Origin of the sequence: Sphingomonas sp. Sphisp66 (assembly GCF_047324325.1) — a bacterium.
Lineage (GTDB): Bacteria > Pseudomonadota > Alphaproteobacteria > Sphingomonadales > Sphingomonadaceae > Sphingomonas.
On sequence record NZ_CP168508.1, the window covers coordinates 1,764,703 to 1,784,746 of the forward strand.

General features: G+C 67.5%; 19 protein-coding genes. 9 read left to right on the plus strand and 10 right to left on the minus strand.

Annotated features, from left to right (window positions below):
- Positions 1-70 precede the first annotated feature (70 nt).
- The 4 genes from ACEN8G_RS08620 (at position 71) to ACEN8G_RS08635 (ending at position 3,327) form a co-directional block, all read left to right on the plus strand.
- Entirely contained in the window at positions 71-493 is a 423-nt protein-coding gene (locus tag ACEN8G_RS08620) for a hypothetical protein (RefSeq protein ID WP_413418075.1), read from the plus strand.
- A 71-nt stretch (positions 494-564) separates the two neighbouring features.
- A complete protein-coding gene (locus tag ACEN8G_RS08625) occupies positions 565-1,551 on the plus strand; it encodes a phosphatase PAP2 family protein (protein ID WP_413418073.1) in 987 nt (328 codons plus the stop codon).
- 55 nt (positions 1,552-1,606) lie between these two features.
- Complete coding sequence (locus tag ACEN8G_RS08630) at positions 1,607-2,203, plus strand: DUF4433 domain-containing protein (protein WP_413418071.1); 597 nt, start codon at positions 1,607-1,609, stop codon at positions 2,201-2,203.
- Positions 2,204-2,214: 11 nt separating this feature from the next.
- Positions 2,215-3,327, plus strand: coding sequence for a macro domain-containing protein (locus ACEN8G_RS08635; protein WP_413418069.1), 1,113 nt, complete (start codon positions 2,215-2,217; stop codon positions 3,325-3,327).
- A 20-nt stretch (positions 3,328-3,347) separates the two neighbouring features.
- Here ACEN8G_RS08635 and purT read toward each other — a convergent pair whose 3' ends face one another.
- Complete coding sequence (gene purT / locus ACEN8G_RS08640; protein WP_413418067.1) at positions 3,348-4,517, minus strand: formate-dependent phosphoribosylglycinamide formyltransferase; 1,170 nt, start codon at positions 4,515-4,517, stop codon at positions 3,348-3,350.
- A gap of 389 nt (positions 4,518-4,906) precedes the next feature.
- On the opposite strand from purT, the gene ACEN8G_RS08645 reads away from it, so the two are divergent.
- Together ACEN8G_RS08645 and ACEN8G_RS08650 are read left to right on the plus strand one after the other, a co-directional pair.
- Positions 4,907-6,091, plus strand: coding sequence for an RsmB/NOP family class I SAM-dependent RNA methyltransferase (locus tag ACEN8G_RS08645; protein WP_413416656.1), 1,185 nt, complete (start codon positions 4,907-4,909; stop codon positions 6,089-6,091).
- A 29-nt stretch (positions 6,092-6,120) separates the two neighbouring features.
- Positions 6,121-6,636: a tetratricopeptide repeat protein gene (locus ACEN8G_RS08650; protein ID WP_413740772.1), complete on the plus strand. Its 516-nt coding sequence runs from the start codon at positions 6,121-6,123 to the stop codon at positions 6,634-6,636.
- Positions 6,637-6,759: 123 nt separating this feature from the next.
- Here ACEN8G_RS08650 and rsmA read toward each other — a convergent pair whose 3' ends face one another.
- From rsmA to ACEN8G_RS08670, 4 genes are all read right to left on the minus strand, one after another.
- Positions 6,760-7,575 carry a 16S rRNA (adenine(1518)-N(6)/adenine(1519)-N(6))-dimethyltransferase RsmA gene (gene rsmA / locus ACEN8G_RS08655; protein WP_413416654.1) on the minus strand — a complete coding sequence of 272 codons (816 nt, stop codon included), beginning with the start codon at positions 7,573-7,575 and terminating at the stop codon, positions 6,760-6,762.
- Positions 7,572-8,567 carry a 4-hydroxythreonine-4-phosphate dehydrogenase PdxA gene (gene pdxA / locus ACEN8G_RS08660; RefSeq protein ID WP_413416652.1) on the minus strand — a complete coding sequence of 332 codons (996 nt, stop codon included), beginning with the start codon at positions 8,565-8,567 and terminating at the stop codon, positions 7,572-7,574. The genes rsmA and pdxA overlap by 4 nt, the downstream gene beginning before the upstream one ends.
- 1 nt (position 8,568) lies before the next feature.
- Entirely contained in the window at positions 8,569-9,891 is a 1,323-nt protein-coding gene (locus ACEN8G_RS08665; protein ID WP_413416650.1) for a peptidylprolyl isomerase, read from the minus strand.
- 180 nt (positions 9,892-10,071) lie between these two features.
- Entirely contained in the window at positions 10,072-12,372 is a 2,301-nt protein-coding gene (locus tag ACEN8G_RS08670; RefSeq protein WP_413416648.1) for an LPS-assembly protein LptD, read from the minus strand.
- A 121-nt stretch (positions 12,373-12,493) separates the two neighbouring features.
- On the opposite strand from ACEN8G_RS08670, the gene ACEN8G_RS08675 reads away from it, so the two are divergent.
- The 3 genes from ACEN8G_RS08675 (at position 12,494) to ACEN8G_RS08685 (ending at position 14,715) form a co-directional block, all read left to right on the plus strand.
- Positions 12,494-12,940, plus strand: coding sequence for a DNA polymerase III subunit chi (locus ACEN8G_RS08675; protein ID WP_307119335.1), 447 nt, complete (start codon positions 12,494-12,496; stop codon positions 12,938-12,940).
- A gap of 452 nt (positions 12,941-13,392) precedes the next feature.
- Positions 13,393-13,815: a nucleoside-diphosphate kinase gene (ndk, locus tag ACEN8G_RS08680; RefSeq protein WP_116840910.1), complete on the plus strand. Its 423-nt coding sequence runs from the start codon at positions 13,393-13,395 to the stop codon at positions 13,813-13,815.
- A 177-nt stretch (positions 13,816-13,992) separates the two neighbouring features.
- Positions 13,993-14,715: a DUF6683 family protein gene (locus tag ACEN8G_RS08685; protein WP_413416646.1), complete on the plus strand. Its 723-nt coding sequence runs from the start codon at positions 13,993-13,995 to the stop codon at positions 14,713-14,715.
- A gap of 114 nt (positions 14,716-14,829) precedes the next feature.
- On the opposite strand, the gene ACEN8G_RS08690 is transcribed toward ACEN8G_RS08685, so the two are convergent.
- The 5 genes from ACEN8G_RS08690 to ACEN8G_RS08710 all read right to left on the minus strand — a co-directional run bounded on the left by ACEN8G_RS08690 (position 14,830) and on the right by ACEN8G_RS08710 (position 20,008).
- A complete protein-coding gene (locus ACEN8G_RS08690; protein ID WP_413416645.1) occupies positions 14,830-16,233 on the minus strand; it encodes an ATP-binding protein in 1,404 nt (467 codons plus the stop codon).
- 154 nt (positions 16,234-16,387) lie between these two features.
- A complete protein-coding gene (locus tag ACEN8G_RS08695) occupies positions 16,388-17,107 on the minus strand; it encodes a response regulator (RefSeq protein WP_413416658.1) in 720 nt (239 codons plus the stop codon).
- Between the two features lie 96 nt (positions 17,108-17,203).
- Entirely contained in the window at positions 17,204-17,620 is a 417-nt protein-coding gene (locus ACEN8G_RS08700; RefSeq protein ID WP_413416643.1) for an EF-hand domain-containing protein, read from the minus strand.
- A 112-nt stretch (positions 17,621-17,732) separates the two neighbouring features.
- A complete protein-coding gene (locus ACEN8G_RS08705; RefSeq protein ID WP_413416641.1) occupies positions 17,733-18,506 on the minus strand; it encodes a thioesterase family protein in 774 nt (257 codons plus the stop codon).
- The gene (locus tag ACEN8G_RS08710) at positions 18,503-20,008 is read right to left on the minus strand and encodes a class I adenylate-forming enzyme family protein (protein WP_413416639.1); all 1,506 of its coding nucleotides are present in this window, start codon (positions 20,006-20,008) and stop codon (positions 18,503-18,505) included. The genes ACEN8G_RS08705 and ACEN8G_RS08710 overlap by 4 nt, the downstream gene beginning before the upstream one ends.
- Between the last annotated feature and the right edge of the window lie 36 nt (positions 20,009-20,044).

A 20,044-nucleotide genomic window follows, 5' to 3' on the forward strand; every position in this document is an offset into this window, starting at 1 on the left:
CCCGCGCCCGGGTGCGGCGACCGGATGGTATGGTAGGCGTCTGGAAAGCAATTCGCGCTACCGCGTAACGATGTCCCGGCGTCTCGATATCCTCACCCGGCATCATGATCGCCTGATCGAGATCATGGCCACGGCCCGCACCCAGATCACCGATTCCGTCAGGGACGCCGATCTCGATGCGCTGCGCCATCTCCGCCGCGAGATGGTCGAGGCACTCGCAGCCTATCAGCGCTTCGTCCATGAAGAGATTTACGAGCCCGCCCAGCAGGGCGTCGGGTCGGAGGAAGCGTGCCGTGACGCCCGGGCGCTGAAGATCGACTGCATCCAGCTCCAGCGCGACTATGACGATTTCTGCCTGCGCTGGGCCCGGCGCCACGTCCTCGAGAACTGGCCCGAATACCGCCTGAGCGCGAACGTGATGATGAAGCACGTCAACGACCACATCGCTCAGGTCTGCGAGCTGCGAAAGGGCTGGAACGGGCAGGCCGCCTGAGCCCCGGGGCGGGACGGGCGACCACTCTCTATCCGATTGCAAGCCTTGGGCAATTCGCTACGCTTCGCCCGGTGCCAAGTTTCGTTCGCGCCCGGCTCGTGCCGGGCTCCGCCATTTTCCCGCCGCTTCCCGATGCAGCGTCCAGCCGATCCGCCGGACCTTCCGCCGGCTTCCGGCCCGCGCTGCTATGGAGTGCGATCGGCCTGAGCATCGCGATCTGCGCGGCGCTGATGTGGAAGGCCGGGCTGCGCATCGATCCGCTGCTGCCGGCAAACCTGGTCTATTTCGCGGCCCTGCTGCTGCTCTTCGCCGTCCGGCCTGCTCTGTCCCGCAGCAGCCGGCGCTGGGCGCCCGGGCTGGCCGATCTCACCGAGAATGTCGGGTTGTTCATGGCGATGGCGCTCACCGGCGCGGTGGCCACCTATCCGCTGGCGGCACTGTCGCACGGTTTTGCCGACGCGCCGCTCCAGCGGATCGACGAGGCGCTGCATTTCCACTGGCTCGCCTGGTACGAGACGGTCGCCGCGCATCCCGGCCTCCAGCGGCTTGGCGTCGCCGCCTATCAGTGCATCTATGTGATCCCCGCCGCGCTCCTCATCGCCTTCGCGATCCGCGGCCAGCGGGGCGAGGCGCACCGATTTCTCGCGAGCTTCTGGCTGGCTGCGATCCTCACCCTGACCCTCTACCTGTTCATGCCCGCTGTCGGCCCGCTGACCTATCTGTGGAAAGGCCCGATCCCCTATATGCCGACCAGCGCGATCTGGCAGGAACAGCTCATCCCGGCGCTCCGCGCGCACCAGATCGGCCAGGTAAACCTCAACGAGCTGCGCGGCCTGGTCTCGGCCCCGAGCTTCCACACCGCCTCGGGCGTGGTCTACATCGCCACCGCATGGCGCTGCGGAAACCTGCGCTGGCCGCTGACCTCCCTCACCCTGGCGATGCTGCTGGCGACGCCGGTAGAGGGGACGCATTACCTGTCGGACATGCTGATCGGGGCGGTTGTGGCGGTTGTGGCGCTGATGCTGGCGGGGAAGCTGGTGGGGCGGTTTGCCAAGTAGAGTTGGCAGGTCCAGCTCCTTGACGTCCTTGGTTTCGTGATCGAATCATTGGGGCATGGATCCGCGCGTTTCCGAACTGCATTGCATCATGCCGATCGCGAACCTCGCTTCGGTGCTGGCGCACGGTATTCTTTCCTATGAGGACGCGGCGCAGCTCCAGCATGCGTCGGTGGCGATGCAGCCAGTTCAGGATCGGCGGGATCAGAAGCGCATCCCGCAGGGTATGCGGCTTCACCAATATGCCAATCTGTATTTTCACGCTCGTAACCCGATGCTTTACAAGCGGTTAGGTGAGGCTGGATCGCTCTGCGTGCTGCGTATTTCGCTTGAAGCGATGGCCATACCGGGAGTTGTCATTACGGACAGCAATGCCGCGAGCGACTATGCGCGTTTCCTCCACCCCTCTCAGTGGGCGCATATCAATTTTGACGACGTGCTCTCCGAGAGCTGGACCCATCCAGACGACCCACGGCGTTATTATCAGCATAAGTCTCGCAAATGTGCCGAGGTGCTGGTGCCGCATCGCGTGCCGCCGGCGTTGGTGGTGGGCGCGTATGTGATCGATGCATCCGCGTTGACTCGGTTGCGCGCCGCTGCGCCGGAGTTTCCGGGATATGTCGATCCCGTTCTGTTCTTCCGGTCGAATCTGTGATAGCGAACCATATGCTCAAAGCCGTGATCGGAGATATCTTCACCAGCAATGCTCAGACGCTGGTGAACACCGTCAATTGCGTTGGGATTATGGGCAAAGGTGTAGCGCTGGAATTCAAGAAGCGCTTTCCTGGAATGATGAAGGACTATGTGGATCGCTGTGAGCGCAAGGAAGTGCGCTTGGGCGAGCCCTATCTGTACGAGGATGAAACCGGCGCACGGATCGTAAATTTTCCTACCAAGGGCCATTGGCGCTCGCCCTCTCGGTTCGTGGATATTGAGCGTGGGCTCGATTATCTGGCGGCGCACGCCGTCGAATGGGGGATCGATAGCTTGGCGCTTCCGCCGCTCGGTTGCGGCAATGGCGGTCTGGCCTGGTCGGAAGTTGGTCCGCTGATCCATGCCAAATTGCATGCGTTGCCCATCGATATCGAGGTTTATGCGCCTTATGGCACCCCTAGGAACGAGCTGACGAATGAGTTTCTGGCGGGGCCTTCCCAGCTTAGCCTTACGGGCCGTGGGCTGAAGTATCAGAAACCGAATCCGAGCTGGATTGCCCTGCTTGAAGTGCTGCGTGAGCTTCAGGCGCAACCCTATGCCAATCCGGTTGGCCGAACGATCTTTCAGAAGATCGCCTATGTTCTTACCGAAATGGGAGTGCCGACGGGCTTCGAGTTCGGCAAGGGAAGCTATGGGCCCTTCTCCGGTGACATGAAGCTCGCGCTTCACGATTTCGCCAATCGGAACTGGCTCCAGGAGGCGCAGCTCGGAAAGATGATCGCCTTCCGGGTGAGCGCACAATATGAAAAGGATCGCCGAAAGCTCGCTTCCGAGATCGAGATTTATGGCAAGAAGATCGACAAAACAGTCGATCTTTTCAGTCGTATCAAGAGCACCGAGCAGGCAGAGGAAGTCGCGACGATCATCTATGCATGCCAGTGGATCAAGGCTCGCAGGCCTGGCCAATCGATCACGGAGCAGGACATTCTGGACTATGTGCTGGATTGGAAACCATCCTGGCAGGCAGATGAAAAGCGCGAAGCCGTTGCAAGTGCTATCCGCAACCTGGTTCTACTGAACTGGGTTAGGGCCGAAATTAGCGAGAGCATGATCGAGATGGTGTGAGGGCGGGCACCTCGGTGTAATTAATCCCCATACCCGATCCGCACCTTCCCCGCCGCCTCGGCCGCAACCTGTCGCGCCGCATCGGTATCCCCCGCCAAAGCCAGCGCCACGCCCATCCGCCGGTACGGCCGCGAGTTGGGCTTGCCGAAGATCCGCACATCCACTTCGCCGCCTTCGGTCGCGAGCGCCTCGGCCAGCCCTTCATAGGACAAGGTCTCCGAAGCCCGGTCGGCCAGGATCACCGCGCTCGCCGAGGGCCCGCGCAGTGCGATCGACGGGATCGGCAGCCCCATCACCGCCCGGGCGTGCAGGTCGAACTCGCTGAGGTTCTGCGAGATCAGCGTGACCATGCCGGTGTCGTGCGGGCGCGGGGAAAGCTCGGAGAAGATCACTTCCTCGCCCTTCACGAAGAACTCGACCCCGAAGATGCCGTATCCGCCCAGATCGTCCACGACCTTGCGTGCCATGTCCTGCGCATCCGCGATCGCCTGGGCCGACATGGCCGCCGGCTGCCAGCTTTCCTGATAGTCGCCGCGCTCCTGGCGGTGGCCGATCGGCGGGCAGAACAGCACGCCGTCCCGGGTCCGGATCGTCAGCAGGGTGATCTCGTAATCGAAGTCGACGAACTCCTCGACGATCACCCGCTTGCGGTCGCCGCGCATGTTGGCGACGGCATAGTCCCAGGCCGCCTCCAGCGCGCTCGCCTCGCGCACCGTGCTCTGGCCCTTGCCCGACGAGGACATGACCGGCTTGATCACGCAGGGCAGGCCGGTGTGCTCGGCGCCTGCCAGCACCTCCTCCAGGCTCTCGGCGTACCGATATCGCGACGTGCGCAGGCCCAGCTCGACCGCGGCGACCTCGCGGATCCCGTCGCGGTTCATCGTCATCTGCGTCGCGCGCGCTGAGGGAACGATGGTGAAGCCCTCGGCCTCCAGCTCGGCCAGCACCTCGGTGCGGATCGCCTCCACTTCGGGCACGACATAGTCGGGCTGGTGCTTCTCCACCGCGGCACGCAGCAGTTCGCCGTCGAGCATCGAGAATACCTCGAACCCGTCCGCCACCTGCATGGCGGGAGCCCCCTCATAGGCGTCGCAGGCGATCACATGGGCGCCGAGCCGCTTGGCCGAGATCACGAACTCGCGGCCAAGCTCGCCCGAGCCGAGAAGCAGGATCTTCGCCGTGAACGCCATGTGCTTTGCCTTTGCGTTGGAGGATGGGCGCGTCAGTGGCGGGAAGCGGCGAGCTTGTCCATTCCCGACGCCCCGCACGCGGTTCAAATGCGCACCCAAACAGTTCCCCGGCGAAGGCCGGGGCCCAGTCTCGGCACACATGGTTGGGACAGCCGAACCTCTCGAACGGCATCGCAACTGGGCCCCGGCCTTCGCCGGGGAACTGAAAAGGGAAATGCGAAGGTGGCTAGGCACCCCCGGGGGCACGCCAGTTTCCGCTACCAAAATAGGAAATCTTCTGCTTCTGCTCCGGCCATGCCGAGCGCGATTTCCCTGCCTCTCGACCTCCCGCGCACCCGCGTGGTGATTCAAGGGATTCAACATTTTTCGCCCCGCGCTGTAGGTGCATCATGAACCCCGCAGCCCGTCTCCAGGCCGCGATCGACCTGCTCGACAGGATCACCGCCGCCGCCCGCGACCAGGGCGGATCGGCCGACACCATCATCGCCAAATGGTTCGCCGAGCGCCGCTATGCCGGTTCCAAGGATCGCCGCGCGATCCGCGCGCTGGTCTATGACGCGATCCGCATGCTCGGCGAGCGCCCGGAGAGCGGTCGCGCCGCGATGCTGGCGCTGGTCGAGCGCCGCGCCGAGCTGGCTGAGCTCTTCGACGGCTCGCCCTATGGCCCCGCGCCGATCCAGCCCGGCGAGCCCGTCGCCGAAGCCGGCGTGCTGCCGCGCTGGCTGGCCGAGGCCTTTGTCGCCTCCGGCCTCGATGCCGATGAGCAGGCCGCCTTGCTCGAGCGGGCGCCGCTCGATCTGCGGGTCAACACGCTCAAGGCAGATCCCGCGGTGATCCAGGCCGAGATCGGCGCCGCCGTGTCCTTGCCCTGCCTGCCCGCTGGCCTGCGCGTCCCTTCGGACAGCCCGGTCGAGCAGCTTCCCGCCTATAAGGACGGCCAGTTCGAAGTGCAGGACGCTGGCAGCCAGTTCGTCAGCCTCGCGGCGGGCGTCGAGCGTGGCCAGCATGTCATCGACCTGTGCGCCGGCGGCGGCGGCAAGACGCTGGCGCTGGCGGCGGCAATGGCAAATCACGGCTCGATCCTCGCCTGCGACATCGATCGCCCCCGGCTCTCCCGCCTGATGCCGCGCGCCGAGCGGGCAGGAGTGGGTATCGTCGAGACGCGGCTGCTCAACCCCAACCAGGAGGTGAGCATGCTCGCCGACCAGGCTGGCCGCGCCGATGTCGTGCTGGTCGATGCCCCCTGTTCGGGCACCGGCACCTGGCGCCGCAACCCCGAGGCGCGCTGGCGGCTCAACCCGCAGCGGCTCGATCGCTATGTCGGGATGCAGTCGGCCTTGCTCGACATCGCCGCCGATCTCGTCCGTCCGGGCGGCGTGCTGGTCCATGTCGTCTGCTCGCTGCTCGACGCCGAAGGGGCGGGGCAGGCCGAGGCGTTCCTTGCCCGCCATCCCGGCTGGGAAGCCGAGCCGCTGGCGCTTGGCGCGGGCAGTCCGCGCGGGCCGGGCCTTCGCTTCACCCCGCTAAGGGACTCGACCGACGGCTTTTTTGTCGCGAGGATGCGTCGGCCATGATAGCGACCGGCAAGATTTCGGAGAATGTGATGCGGTTCACTGCGATTGGGGCGGCTGGTGCGTTGCTGCTGCTCTCGGTTTCCACCTCGCTGATGGCACAGCGTGCGGACGATCAGATCGATCCGCGCTCGGTCGAGCTGGTCAAGCAGGGGCGGGCCGCCCTGGCTGCCGGCAACCTCCAGGGTGCCGGCGATGCGCTGGAGAGCGCGCTGGTGGTCGATCCGCGCAACCGCGACGCCTATCTCGTCCTCGCCGACCTTGCCCGGAAGAACAACCTGCCCGGCAAGGCGATCCGCCTCTACCGCGAGGCCCTGAGCCTTGAGCCCAACGACACCGCCGCGCTGCGCGGCCAGGGCGAGGCGATGGTCGCCAAGGGTGCGATGGAGCGGGCCAAGGAGAATCTCGGCAAGATCGAGAAGCTCTGCGCCAAGGGCTGCGGCGACGCGACCCAGCTCTCGGCGGTGATCGCCAAGGGGCCGCCGGTCACCACTGCCCAGGCCGGCCCGGCTCCGGCGCCCAGCGCGACCCCGACGGCCAAGCCCTGACCGGCTTGTAAAATAGGATTTCGTCTGATTGGGTAGGGCGCTCGGCGGAAGCCGGGCCGCTCTTTGACAATCGGCATGGCGCGCGAAAACGCGTCTTTGGCGTGTACTTCGTGTACTTTGACGTCAGCCCAGCGTTCGGGCGAGCGCGACGAACTCGGCAACGCTCACCGTCTCGGCGCGCCGGGCGGAGTCGATGCCGAGCGTCTCCATCGCCTCGATCGCGCCCGGCACGCCCTTCAGGCTCTGGCGCAGCATCTTGCGGCGCTGGCCGAAGGCGGCGGCGGTGAGGGTTTCCAGCGTCTTCAGCCGCACGCCCTCGGGCGCCTCGGCGGGGACGATGTGGACGACCGCGGACATCACCTTGGGCGGCGGGGTGAAGGCCGAACGGTGGACATTCATCGCGATCTTCGGGGTCGAGCGCCACTGCGACAGCACGGCAAGCCGGCCATAATGCTCGCTGCCGGCCTCAGCGACGATCCGCTCGGCGACTTCCTTCTGGAACATCAATGTCAGGCTCGCCCACCACGGCTCCCATTCGGCCGAGAGCCAGCCGACCAGCAGCGCGGTTCCGACATTGTAGGGCAGGTTGGCGACGACGTGCGGCTTGCCCTGGAACAGCGCCGGCGCATCGACTTCCAGCGCATCTCCCTCGATGACGCGGAGCTTGCCGGGGAAGAAGCCGCCCAGCTCCTCCAGTGCCGGGATGCAGCGCCGGTCGCGCTCCACCGCGGTGACGCTGGCGCCGCCCTGGAGCAGCGCGCGGGTCAGGCCGCCCGGGCCGGGGCCGACCTCGAACACCTCGGCGCCGTCGATCTGGCCCGGCACCTTGGCGATGCGGGCGAGCAGCTGGTGGTCGAACAGGAAATTCTGGCCCAGCGCCTTGCTCGCGCTGAGACCATATTTGCTGATGACGTCCCGGAGAGGCGGAAGGCTGCTCACGCCGCGGCTTCGGCCCTGCGCTGGGCAGCGCTGGCCGCCATCTTGATCGCGGCGATCATCGCGCCGGGATTGGCCTCGTCCTTGCCGGCGATGCCGAAGGCGGTGCCATGGTCGGGCGAGGTGCGGACGATGGGCAGGCCGAGGGTGATGTTCACGCCTTCGTCGAAATGGAGCGTCTTGATCGGGATCAGCGCCTGGTCGTGCGTCGGGCAGAGCGCCGCGTCATAACCGGCACGGGCCCGCGGGTAGAACATCGCGTCGGCGGCGAAGGGGCCGACTGCGTCGATGCCTTCCTCGCGGAGCAGGGCGATGGCGGGCTGGAGGACATCGATCTCCTCGCGCCCGATCTGGCCACTCTCCCCGGCATGCGGGTTGAGCCCGGCAAAGGCGAGGCGAGGGCGCTCGATGCCGAAGTTGCGCAGCAGGCCGCGCGCCGTCACCCGCGCCTTGGCGAGGATCAGCTCGGTGGTCAGCAGGCCCGGCACGCTGGCGATCGAGACGTGCACCGTGATCGGCACCACCCGCAGCGTCGGGCCGGCGAGCATCATCACGGCGTTCTCGGGCGAGATGCCGCAGCGCTCGGCGACGAACTCGGTCTGCCCGGGATGAGTGAAGCCGATCTTGTAAAGCTGCACCTTGGAGACCGGCCCGGTCACCACGCCGCCGGCAGCACCGGCATTGGCCAGGCCCACGGCCAGCTCGAGTGACTGCAGCGCCGCCTTGGCGCTGGCCTCGTCGGGGCTGCCCGGCGTCACCTGGCAGGTATCGCCCACCGCAAGAACCGGCAGCGCCTCGGCAAAGGCGGCTTCCGCCTGGTCGGGATTGGTGATGCGGGCGATGGGGCCGTCCCAGACCCGTTCCACCGCGTCGGGGCAGCCAATGGCGAAGAAGGGCGCGAGCGAATGCAGTTCGCGCGCCTTCCATGCCTTGGCAGTGATCTCGGGGCCGACACCGGCCGAATCGCCCATGGATATGGCGAGCGGCCGGATCACCTCAGCGATATTCGATCAGCGCGTCGCGCCGCAGGTCGCGGAGCATGCGCTGGGCGCGCAGGTTGGTGCGCTGCTCGGCGACCTGGTCCTGGATCTGTTCGATCGAGGGCTGGCCCGGAGGGGGCGGATCGTCGCGGCCGCAAACCACCAGCACGCGCACGCCGTCCTCGATCGTGCCGAAGGGCTGGGTCACCTGACCGACCTGGAGCGGCAGGATGATCTGCTGCAGCGCGGCCGGCAGGTCTCCGATCACCACGCCGTCCTTCTCGACGACTTCCGCGTTCTGGGCGGCAGCGACGTTGGACGCGTCGCCGCAGCCCTTGATCGCCTGGGTCGCCTGGGAGAACTGGCTGGCGCGGGCCGAGGCCTGCGCCTCGGTCGTGCCCTTGGGGAAGTTGATCGTGATCTGGCGCAGCGAGAGCTTGGCGCCGCGCGGATCGGCCATGCCGATCTTGCGCTTGTCGGCGAGGTAGACGATCGAGAAGCCGGTCGTGAGCGGGATCGGGCCGGCCACCTGCCCGGTCTGCATTTCCTCCACGGCCTTGGCCATCTCGTCGGGCAGGATGCCCGGGGCGAGACGGATCCAGCCGAGATCGCCGCCCTGGCCCTTGGTCGAACTCTCCGAATAGGTCTTGGCGAGATAGTCGAAGGGCGCGCCTTCCTTCATCTGCTGGATGATGCGCTGCATGCCGGCATAGACTTCCTGCTTCCGGTCGTCCGTCGCGTTCATGTAGATCTCGTAGACGTGATATTCCTCGCTGCCCTGTGCGGCCTTGAGGCGCGCGAGGATGGCGTTGGCCTCCTCGTCGCTCACATTGACGTCGACCTTGCGGCGGAGCAGGCGGCTCCAGGCGACTTCGCCCTCGATCTGCTTGCGCATCGTGCGCTCGGAAGCGCCCGCCTGGCGCAGGAAGGCGCGCATCTGCTCGGGCGTCTTCTGCAGGCGACGCGCGACGGCGCCGAAGCTGGAATCGATCTCCTTGGGATCGACGGTGATCTCGTTGGCCTTGGCTTCCTGGATCTGCAGCGTCTCGTCGATCAGCTGGCGCAGGATCATCAGGCGATACTGGTCGCGCTCCTCCGGCTTCAGGTTGAGCTTGTTGAGCGCGATGATCAGGTTGAGCCGCTGGTCGACGTCGGTGCCGGTCAGCACCGCGTCGTTCACGATCGCGGTGGGCTTGCGGATATTGGGATCGGCCTTGCCGAACAGCTTGATATCGCGCGGCAGATCGAGCTGCGCGGCAAGCGCTGCGGCGGCGTCTTCCTGCGAGGGCTGCTGCGGCTGCTGCGGGGCGGGCGGCGCGTCCGACACCGTCTGCGCCATGGCCCCCGACGCCAGGCTGGAGATCGCGAGCGCCAGAACGGACAAGCGGCCTGCGCGGATCGCCTTGCTAACACCAATGTTCACGTGATTCCGTACCCTCAAATCTGCCGGAAAGTGGCGCATAATGGCCAATTGTGCCTGAACTTAGGCTTACTGCCGGCGGTTCCCCTCGCCCGGAGCCTAGCGCCCCAGGTTCTTGAACGCCAGCGACAACAAATAGGAATTGCCGCGCGACGCGTCGCCGGTGGTGGCGTAGTCGCGCTTCCAGGTCAGGCCCAGGCGGAGGCAATCGTCCTCATAGGTGATGCCCAGGCGGTGGCGCACCGGCTCGAACCCGTCGGCAAGCGAGGTCGGATCCTCCTTGCGGTCGGTCAGGTCGACCAGCGTGGAGCCGGAGAGCGACCAGAAGCGGGCGATCTGGATGCGGGCGCCGAGGCGAAGCTCCTCGCGGTCCTGCAGGTCCTCGAGCGAGGCGTTGATGTTGCGGTTGAGGCGCAGATAGCCGATCTGGGCATAGGTCGAGCGCGAGCCGAGCGTCATGTCGACTTCGTTGCGGCGGAAGGCGAGGCTGTCCTTGTCGAGCCGGTAGCGGTGGGTGAAGCTGACGAAGTCGCGGAAGCGGATCACGGTGCGGCCGACGATGTCGGAAACCCGGTCGTTCAGGCCCGTGCCGTCGGGGAACAGGGTCGGTCGCGACGAGATGCGGTAGCTCTGGCCGACATTCGCGTCGATCGAGAAGCCCGGCAGATAGAGCGCGTAGTCGAGGCCCCAGGTGAAGCGGGTCGAATCCTCGAACCGGTCATAGCCGGGGAAGCGGTTGAGCGCGAAGAGGTTCGAATCCTCGAGGTCCACGGCCCGCGCGTCTTCGTTCGGCACCTCGAGATTGGCGATCTTGGGCGAGGCAACCATCTGGAAACGCGGCGTGATCCGCTGCGTGCCGCCGAACAGCGAGCCGACCAGCGGCCATTTCACGTCGACCGCGCCAGCGGCGATGCCGCGGGTGTGGAAGCCGTCCTCGCCGCGATAGCTGGCGATGCTGGTCAGCATCGTGTCCGAGGCGTTGTAGAGGTCGCCGCGGGCATAGGCGGTGAAGGTGATCTCCTGGCCCCAGTTGGTCAGGCGGCGCAGGTCCCAGCGGGCGCTGGCGAAGGCGCGCTGCGAATCCTGCCCGTCGGACCGGCCGATCGCCAGCGTGTTGAGCTGGAACTCGAACCGTCCGCCGATCAGCCCGTCGTCCATGCGGCGGCGATAGTCGATCTCGGGCAGGGCATAGGGCTGGAGGCCCTGGCGCTCGCCGACGCGCAGCGTCTGCACAACCCAGGCGTTGATCGAGAAATAGCTATCCGGATCAATGCGTTCCACGCGAATGTTGTTACGCAGTCTGTCGTCGCGCGAGATGTCGTAGCGCCGCAGGAAGGTGCGGTCGGTGGTGAGGCGGAACGAGGCGCTGGCGCTCCAGGCCGGGTCGAGCTGGAAATTGCCGACCGCATCGACATAGCCGCGGAAGTCGTTCTTCGACGTCGCCGGGGTGACCGGCACCGTCAGGTCGTCGGCGCGGCGGCTATAGGTGCCATAGGCCGTGACGCGGAAGGCGCCCAGCGAATTGAGCTCGCGATACTCGCCCTGCAGCACGGGCAGCACGCCGGAGTAGATGCGCGGGGTGATCGTCAGGTCGCGATTGGGCGCCAGGCTGAAATAATAGGGCAGCGCGAACTGTACGCCGTTGGCGCGGTTGTAGCGCAGGTCGGGCGCCAGAATGCCGCTGGCGCTCTCCCCGCCGACCGGGTGCGAGAAGACCGGCAGCGGGATCGTCGCGAAGCCGAACACCGAGACGCGCGCGCCGGTGTAGCGTAGCCGCCTCTTAGTTGGCTCATAGACCACGCGGGTCGCGGTGATCTTCCAGCTCGGCTCCTTCGGGCAGCCTTCCGAATCGCTGACCGAGCAGGGCGTGTAGGCGGCGTTCTCGACTGTGAAGCTGCCGTCCTCATGCCGTTCGCCGCGCTGGGCGGCGACGCGGCCGCCGGCGTCGAGCACGACCAGCATGTTCTGGACGACGCCGTCCTTAAGGCTGTCGGTAAGTTCGATCTTGTCGCCATAGGCGCTGTCGCCCTGCGGATTGACCAGGACGACATTGCCCTCGGCCACTACCTGGCCCGACTTGCGGTTCCACACCACCTTGTCCGCACGCAGCCGCTCGCTGCGGCGATAGAGGCGGACGTCGCCGGTGGCGGTGACCACGTCCTGCTCATTGTCATAGTCGAGCTGGTCGGCGGTGAACTGGATCTGGTCCTCACCCTCGGGCAGCGCGGTCGGCGAGGGCGGCGGCGGGGCGACCGGCGGGGTCTGGAGATCGGGCACGGCCGAGGGGGCCGGCGCAGCCGCAGGCGCGTCCTGAGTCGGTTCCGTCTGTGTCTGCGCACGCGCCTCCGCTGCCAGGCACAGGCCGAGCGCGGCCGACAGCAGCAAGGCCTTGCGCGTCACTTCGATTCCCACCTTTGTTTCTCACTCCCGTGCACGCGGCCGTTCCCGCCCTATCGCAGCGGTTGCGCCACCGCAACGTCACGTGCGTTGGCCCGAACGCACGGAAGCGCTAACAGGAGCCATGCAGGTCGATTTCTACCACCTCACCCAGCTCCCCCTGGAACGCGCGCTGCCGCGGATCGCCGAACGCGTGGTCGAGACCGGCGGGCGGCTGCTGATCGTCGCCGGGGAGGCGAGCCAGCGGGCGAAGCTCGACCAGCTGCTCTGGACCTATAGCCCGGAAAGCTTCCTGCCGCACGGCCAGGCCGGCGGGCCCGACGACGACCGCCAGCCGATCCTGATCGCCGGCGAGGCGGGCGCGGCGCCGGCCAATGGCGCGAAGAACATCGCGCTGGCCGACGGGGTGTGGCGCGACGAGGCGCTGGGCTTCGACCGGGCCTTCCACTTCTTCGACGAGGATCGCATCGCCGAGGCGCGGGCCGCCTGGAAGGGGCTGGCGGGCCGCGAGGGGGTGGAGCGCAACTATTGGAAGCAGAACGAGCAGGGGCGCTGGGAAAAGGCGGCCTGAGCGGACGCTTCGGACGCGGAAGTTGGCTGGGGTTACGCGGGGAAGTGGTTGTCAAACCGGCGGTTCGTTCCGTTTCCTGCACCACTTCCTCTCGCTGGAAGTGTTGCGTTTGCGGACAGGTTGCGTCCGAATGTTGGCACCGTCCGCAAGGACGTCGTCATCCCGGCCTTGTGCCGGGATCCACTTCTCCGCACGCATTGGGCAAGAGAAGTGAAGACATGACTCGCGGCGCGGTGGACCCCGGCACAAGGCCGGGGTGACGGACAGGGGACCGCGCTCGCGCAGCCTCATGGCTCGCACGTCGTCGCATCGTCTTCACGGTTCAAAGAGCTCCTGCAAGAACAATAGCAGAACATCTTCCTGTAGGAAATCCGGGACGCTTGCATCCTGCGCATCCGCGGACTAGGGAGCCGCGACTTTTCCACACCCTCAAAAACAGGAGCCGCACGGCCATGGCCGCGACCCGGACCTTTTCGATCATCAAGCCCGATGCCACCCGCCGCAACATCACCGGCGCCGTCACCAAGATGCTCGAGGAGGCCGGCCTGCGCGTCGTCGCTTCCAAGCGCATCCAGATGAGCCGCGAGCAGGCCGAGGGCTTCTACGGCGTCCACCGCGAGCGCCCCTTCTTCAACGACCTGGTCGAGTTCATGATCTCGGGCCCCGTCGTCGTGCAGGTGCTCGAGGGCGAGAACGCCGTCCAGGCGAACCGCGACATCATGGGCGCCACCAACCCGGCGAACGCCGAGCCCGGCACGATCCGCAAGGAGCTGGCCGAATCGATCGAGGCGAACTCGGTCCATGGTTCGGACTCGGAAGAGAATGCCGCGATCGAGATCGCCTTCTTCTTCAAGCCGGAAGAGATCGTCGGCTAAAACGCCGCGGTTTCTACACCGATCTGGATGCGAAAGGCCGGGGTGGAAGCCCCGGCCTTTTTCGTTTGCGGATCCGGGCGCGGGACGGCGGAAAATGCGCACCGTCCGTCGCCGCGACCTTGCCGGCTTTCCGCGCGCCGATAGCCCTGTGCCAATATCGGCGTCGGGAGCGTGCGGATGAAGCATATCATGGGCCTGGCGCTCGGTGTCACGCTGCTGGGCGCCACGCCCGCCCGGGCGCAGGTTGTCGATGGCTGGGGCTGGACGATCGTCACCCCGTCGATCGCGCGAACCGACATTTTGGGCATGCATCTGGCCGATCTCGAGAAGCGACGCGGCGGGGCGACGACCCGGGCGCTACCCCCTCGGGCGCGGCGCATTGCGGTGCCTGTCTCCGCTTTCGCGTACAGGCCGTCCGCAGACGTAAGAAAGGCCAGCCTGGACGCGATGCTGATCAAGGCGCGCAAGGGGGATCCCGCCGGCGCGCGCTCGCTCGAGCAACTGATGGCGCAGGGCGACATCATCGAGCGGATGGGGCAGCTGCTGGCACCGGTGAAGCTGCGCACCGACAATCTCGCCGATGCCTATGCGCTGTGGTGGATCGTGATGTGGAACGCATCGCAGGGGAAGAGCGCCGATCCGGACCCGGTTGTTTGCACTGCCGTGCGGAACCAGGTGGTGGCGCTGCTGCCGGGGCAGGCCAAGCTGGACGATGCCGACAAGCAGCGGCTCGCCGAGGGGCTGCTGCTCCAGGCGATGCTGGTCGAGGCGGCGATCGACCAGGCCAAGGCGCCGTCCGAAAAGGCACAGGTTGCGGCGCTGGTCCGCCGGACGGTGGCGCCGATGGGGCTGGATTTCACGGCGATGACGCTGACGGGGAAGGGGTTCGTGGCGCAGTGATGCGTGGGGGAACTGGAGCAATTCCGTCATCCCGGCGAAAGCCGGGATCTCGTGCGGCTCTTGTTCCGCGCCTTCGCCTGAGATCCCGGCTTTCGCCGGGATGACGGCTTGTGGCTAAGTACGCGGCAGGGTGATCGTCGCGACCAGTCCGCCGCCTTCGCGGTTGGCGAGGGTGATCTCGCCGCTGGCGTCGCGGACGATGGCGCGGGCGAGGGCGAGGCCGAGGCCGGCGCCGCCGGTCTCGCGGTTGCGGGACTCTTCCAGACGGGTGAAGGGATCGAAGACCTTCTCGAGCTTCTCCGGCGGGATGCCGGGGCCGCGATCGCACACTTCGATGCGGACGCTGCGGTCATCGGAACGGAGGCGCACTTCGGTGGCGCCGCCATATTTGATCGCGTTCTCGATCAGGTTGCGCACCGCGCGGCGCATCAGCGAGGGGCGCAGATGCATGCGCAGGCGCGGCGCTTCCTCGAAGGTCACGTCCTGGTCGAGATCGCGGAAATCCTCGACCACCGCGTCGATCAGCGCCGACAGGTCGACATCGGTGGGCGGTTCACTCGGGCGCCCCAGCCGCGCCAGGCTGAGGATATCGTCGAGCGTGTGGTTCATCTCGTCGATCGTGTCCGCCATGCGCGCACGGTCCTCGTCGTCCTCGACCGATTCGATGCGGACGCGGAGGGCTGCGAGCGGCGTGCGCAGGTCGTGGCCGATCGCGCCGAGCATGCGGTCCTTCTCGTCGAGCATCGCGGTGACGCGGGTGCTGAGCGAATTGTAGGCGGCGATCACCGCGCGGACGTCGCTGGGGCCGGCCTCCTCGACCGGATCGGCATCGTCGCCGGGGTGGAAGTCGCGCGCGGCGGTGGCGAGCTTGCGCAAGGGGCGGGCGATTCGGTGGCCGGCCCAGAGCACGGGCACGAGCACGACGATGTAGAGGATCAGCGTCTGGGCGAGCAGCTGCCAGATCAGCGCTCGCTCGGTGCGGGGCCAGGCCGAACTGAGCGACAGCCAGCCCTTGCCGGGCAGCTCAACCCCGACCATCAGCTCGGCGCCGAGGCGGCGCAGGCGATCGGCGCGGGCGGGATCCATGCGCTTGAGCAGCGGGCGGTTGGCGTCGATCGGACGGATCACCGCGATCACCTGGCCGACCTGCACGCCGCCATCGGTGAGCCCGCGGCGCAGGTCGCGCTCGATATCGGCGCGGCGGCCGAGCTCGGCCGGGATCGGGTTGGCGGGAACGAAGTCGACCCGGCCGCCGCGGCCCTGGCGGCGATCGCGGCCGTCGCGGCCCTCACGGCGATCCATGGCGGCGGGAGTGTCCGGGCGCGGGTTGATAGGGGTGCCGAGCCGCTCGGCCGCGTCGATCAGCCGGGTGACCGAGGGGACGATCACCTGGGCGAAACGGGCACCCTGGCGCTCGCGGACCAGCAGGCCGAAATTGATCGCCTGCGCGACGAACAGCGCCACTGCGACGAGGAGGGCGATCTGGCCGGGGAGGGAGCGGGGGAAGAGGCGAGTCATTCCATCAATCCTCCCCCGCAAGGGGGAGGTGGCGCGCGAAGCGCGTCGGAGGGGAAGGTGGGCAATAACATCTGCCTGGAGTCCGCCCCCTCCGTCAGCCTGCGGCTGCCACCTCCCCCTGGCGGGGGAGGATTGAGATGGGCCATTCCTACGTTCACAGCCGCGTCACTTCCGCCGCCAGCGTGTACCCGCCGCCCCATACCGTCTTGATGATCGCGGGGTTCTTCGCATCGACTTCGATCTTCTTGCGCAAGCGGCTGACCTGGTTGTCGATCGCGCGGTCGAAGGCGGCGGCTTCGCGGCCCTGGGTCAGGTCGAGCAGCTGGTCGCGGGTCAGCACCGCGCGGGGGCGGGTGACCAGGGCGTGGAGGAGATTGTACTCGCCGGTGGAGAGCGGGACCGAGACGCCCTCGCGATCGACCAGCGCGCGCTCGCCGGTCTTGAGCACCCAGCCGGCAAAGGCGAAGCTGCCGGCGTCCGGCGCGTGCTGGCGGGTGCCGCCGGCCTGGAGGCGGCGCAGCACCACCTTGATCCGGGCGGCGAGCTCGCGCGGGGAGAAGGGCTTCACGACATAGTCGTCGGCGCCCATCTCGAGCCCGACGATCCGGTCGGTCTCCTCGCCGCGCGCGGTGAGCAGGATCACCGGGGTGTCGCCGGTCTCGCGGATATGGCGGCAGAGCGACAGGCCGTCCTCTCCGGGCATCATGATGTCGAGCACCACCAGATCGATCGCATAGGCGGCCATGCGGGCGCGTGCGCCCTCGGCATCGCCGGCCTGGGTGATCCGGAACCCCTGCTTGGTGAGATACTGGGCGAGCGGCTCGCGGATCGAGCGCTCGTCCTCGACGAGCAGGAGGTGCGGCGTATCCGACATGTCGGGTTCGTAGGTCATGGGCGCAGCGCAAGGCAAGGGGAAGGGGTGCCCGGGCGGGCGAGGAGGCAAGAGCCCGCCCGGGCCGAAGCGGCCGACTTAGTTGTTGCCGTCGGCCGGCGGGGAAGCCTGGCGATCGCGCATGCGGTCCATCATCGCCTGGATCTCGGCCTGGTCGATCTTGCCGTCGTGATTGGCGTCGAGCCGGTCGAAGCGGCGCTGGGCCTGGGCCTGCATGTCGGCGAGGGTGACGTCGCCGGTCATGTTCCGCATGCCCATGCCGCCGCCGCGGCCCGCGGCGTCGCGCTCGGCCTGGCTGACCTTGCCGTCCTTGTCGGTATCGAGCCGGGCGAAGCGCGCGGCGACGTCGGCGTCATATTCTTCCTTGGTGATGACGCCGTCCTTGTTGGCGTCGAGGCGGCCGAACATGCCGCCGCCGCGCGGGGCATCCTGGGCCAGGGCCGGAACCGCAGTCAGGGTCGCGGCGAAGGCGGCAGCGAGGAGGAACTTCTTCATCGGGGCTGAACTCCTTGGTCGCGGAGGTTCATGGCCCCCGTCAGGGTTCGGCTTTTCGCCCGGGGCTGTCGCAATGGTTTGTCAGGCCGCGGGGAAACTGTCGCAAATTGTGTCAGCCGAAGATGGCGACGCCCTGCATGGCCTCGGCGATCGGCTCGCCTGCCGCGTTCCAGATCGCCATGCGCTGGGTGGAATAGCCGTGATGCGCGGTGTCGGCATGGGCGTGGAGCAGCCACCAGCCATCGGTGGTGGAAGGCTCCGCGGTCTGGAAGTTGATCTGCCAGTTGAGCGAGCTGAGCGGGGTGCGGCGCTCATCGAGCAGCTTGAACGCCGCCGGAGGGAGCGCGTCGCCGATCGCCATCAGCTCGACGAACGGGTGGAGGCCAGCGGGGTCGCGCAGACGCGCCCAGCGGAGCCATTCGGCGGGGCCGAGACCGTCCTTCCGGTCATGGAAGTTGAAGTTGCCGGTGAAGAAATCCTCGGGGCCGGTGTAGAGCGCGGCATCGGGGGCGGGCGGCGCCTGGGTGGCGCGCGGGGCGGTGTCATGGTCGAGCGCCGAGGCGAGCGGGGCCATGAACACGAAGGTGGCGCGCATGCCGAGCCCGGCCTCGGATATGACGTCGGACTGGATGAAGGCGGCGTTGCGGCCGCGGCGGAGCTTGGTCGCGGTGACCGTCACCTCGCCGGCGAGCGGGCCGATGAACGCGACCTGGGCCGAGCGGAGCGGGGGCAGGTCGAGCTCCACCTCCAGCGCCGCCTGGAGCGCGAGCGCGGCGGAGAGGCCGCCATAGGCCGTGCGGCCCTGCATCCAGTCGGTCGGGACAGTGGCGGTGAAGCCGGTCTCGGTGCGGGTGGCGGCTGCGAGGATCGAGGCGAGCGGGGTCATGCGGCGGCGTATTGGTCGCGCAGCTCGCGCTTGAGGATCTTGCCGATCGCGCTGCGGGGCAGCTCGTCGACCCGGACCAGATCGGCGAGGCGCTGGGTCTTGCCGACCCGGGCGTTGAACCAGGCGAGGATTTCCGCCGGTTCGCCGGGGCCGGTGTAGAAGCCGATCGGCGTCTCGCCCCATTGCTCGGAGGGGATGCCGACCACGGCGCAATCGGTGACGCCGTCATGCCCGATCAGCACCGCCTCGAGGTCCGAGGGGTAGATGTTGAACCCGCCCGAGATGATCAGGTCCTTCTTGCGGTCCATCAGGATCAGGAAGCCGTCCTCGTCGAACCGGCCGACATCGCCGTGGCGGATATAGCGGTTGCCCTCGGCATCGTGCCAGGTCGCCGCCGCCGTGGCCTCGGCGCGGCCGTGATAGCCGGTCATCATCGCGCCCGAGCGGCCGACGACCTCGCCCATCTCCCCCTGGGGCACTTCGTTGCCCTCCTCGTCGATCAGGCGGATGTCCTGGCCGGGCAGCGGGGTGCCGACGGTGTGGAGCTTGGCCGGGTGCATGTTGCAGACCAGGGCCGTGGTGCCGCCGCCCTCGGTCATGCCGTAATATTCGACCAGCAGCCCGGGCCAGCGGGCGAGGACGTCTGCCTTCAACGCCGGCGAGAAGGGCGCGCTGGTGCAGGTCTTGAGCGCGAAGCTCGACAGGTCGAAGCTGTCGAAATCGGGCAGCGCCATGATCCGCTGATACTGGACGGGCACGAGCATCGCGTGGGTGGCGCGGTGCTTCGCCGCCTGGCTGACGAAAGCATGTGCGTCGAACTTGCCGAGCAGCACGGCAGTGCCGCCCCAGGCGATGGTCGGGATGAAGCTGACCAGGGTGGTGTTCGAATAGAGCGGGGTGGCGATCATCGTCACCGCGCTGCCGAAGCCGCCGGGTGCGCGGGCGATGTGGATCCAGCGCATCGACTGGGGCTGGACGATGCCCTTGGGTGTGCCCGTGGTGCCGGAGGAATAGATGATGTTGAAGGGATCGTCGGGGCAGACCTCGACCGGCTCTGGCTTCGATCCTTCGGGGGCGAGGAAGCCGTCGAGCGTCTCCAGGCGTACGAGCATGGCGGAAACCTGCACGTCGCCGAGCGCCTTCGCGCCGGCCTCGTCGAGGAACAGTATCTTCGCACCGCTGTCGGCGATCATCGCGGCGAGCTGCTCGGCGGTGGCCGAGGGCTGGAGCGGGGCGGGGACGCCGCCGGCGCGCAGCGCGGCCAGGAAGGCGGCGCCATATTCGATCGAGGAGGAGGCGAGGATCGCGACCGCGTCGCCCTTGCCCACGCCTTCGCGCTGGAGCGCGGTGGCGAGGCGGTCGAGCAGCGCGTCGAGCCCGGCATAGGAGATCGCGCGGTCCTCGAAGATCATCGCCGGCTTGTCGGGCCGCTCCCCGGCATGGCCGCGGATCAGATCGGACAGGGTGGCGAATTCGCTCGCCAGCATCTCGTCGGTACGCATAACCCCTCCCTGTTGCGGACAGGCTAGAAGAGCGCC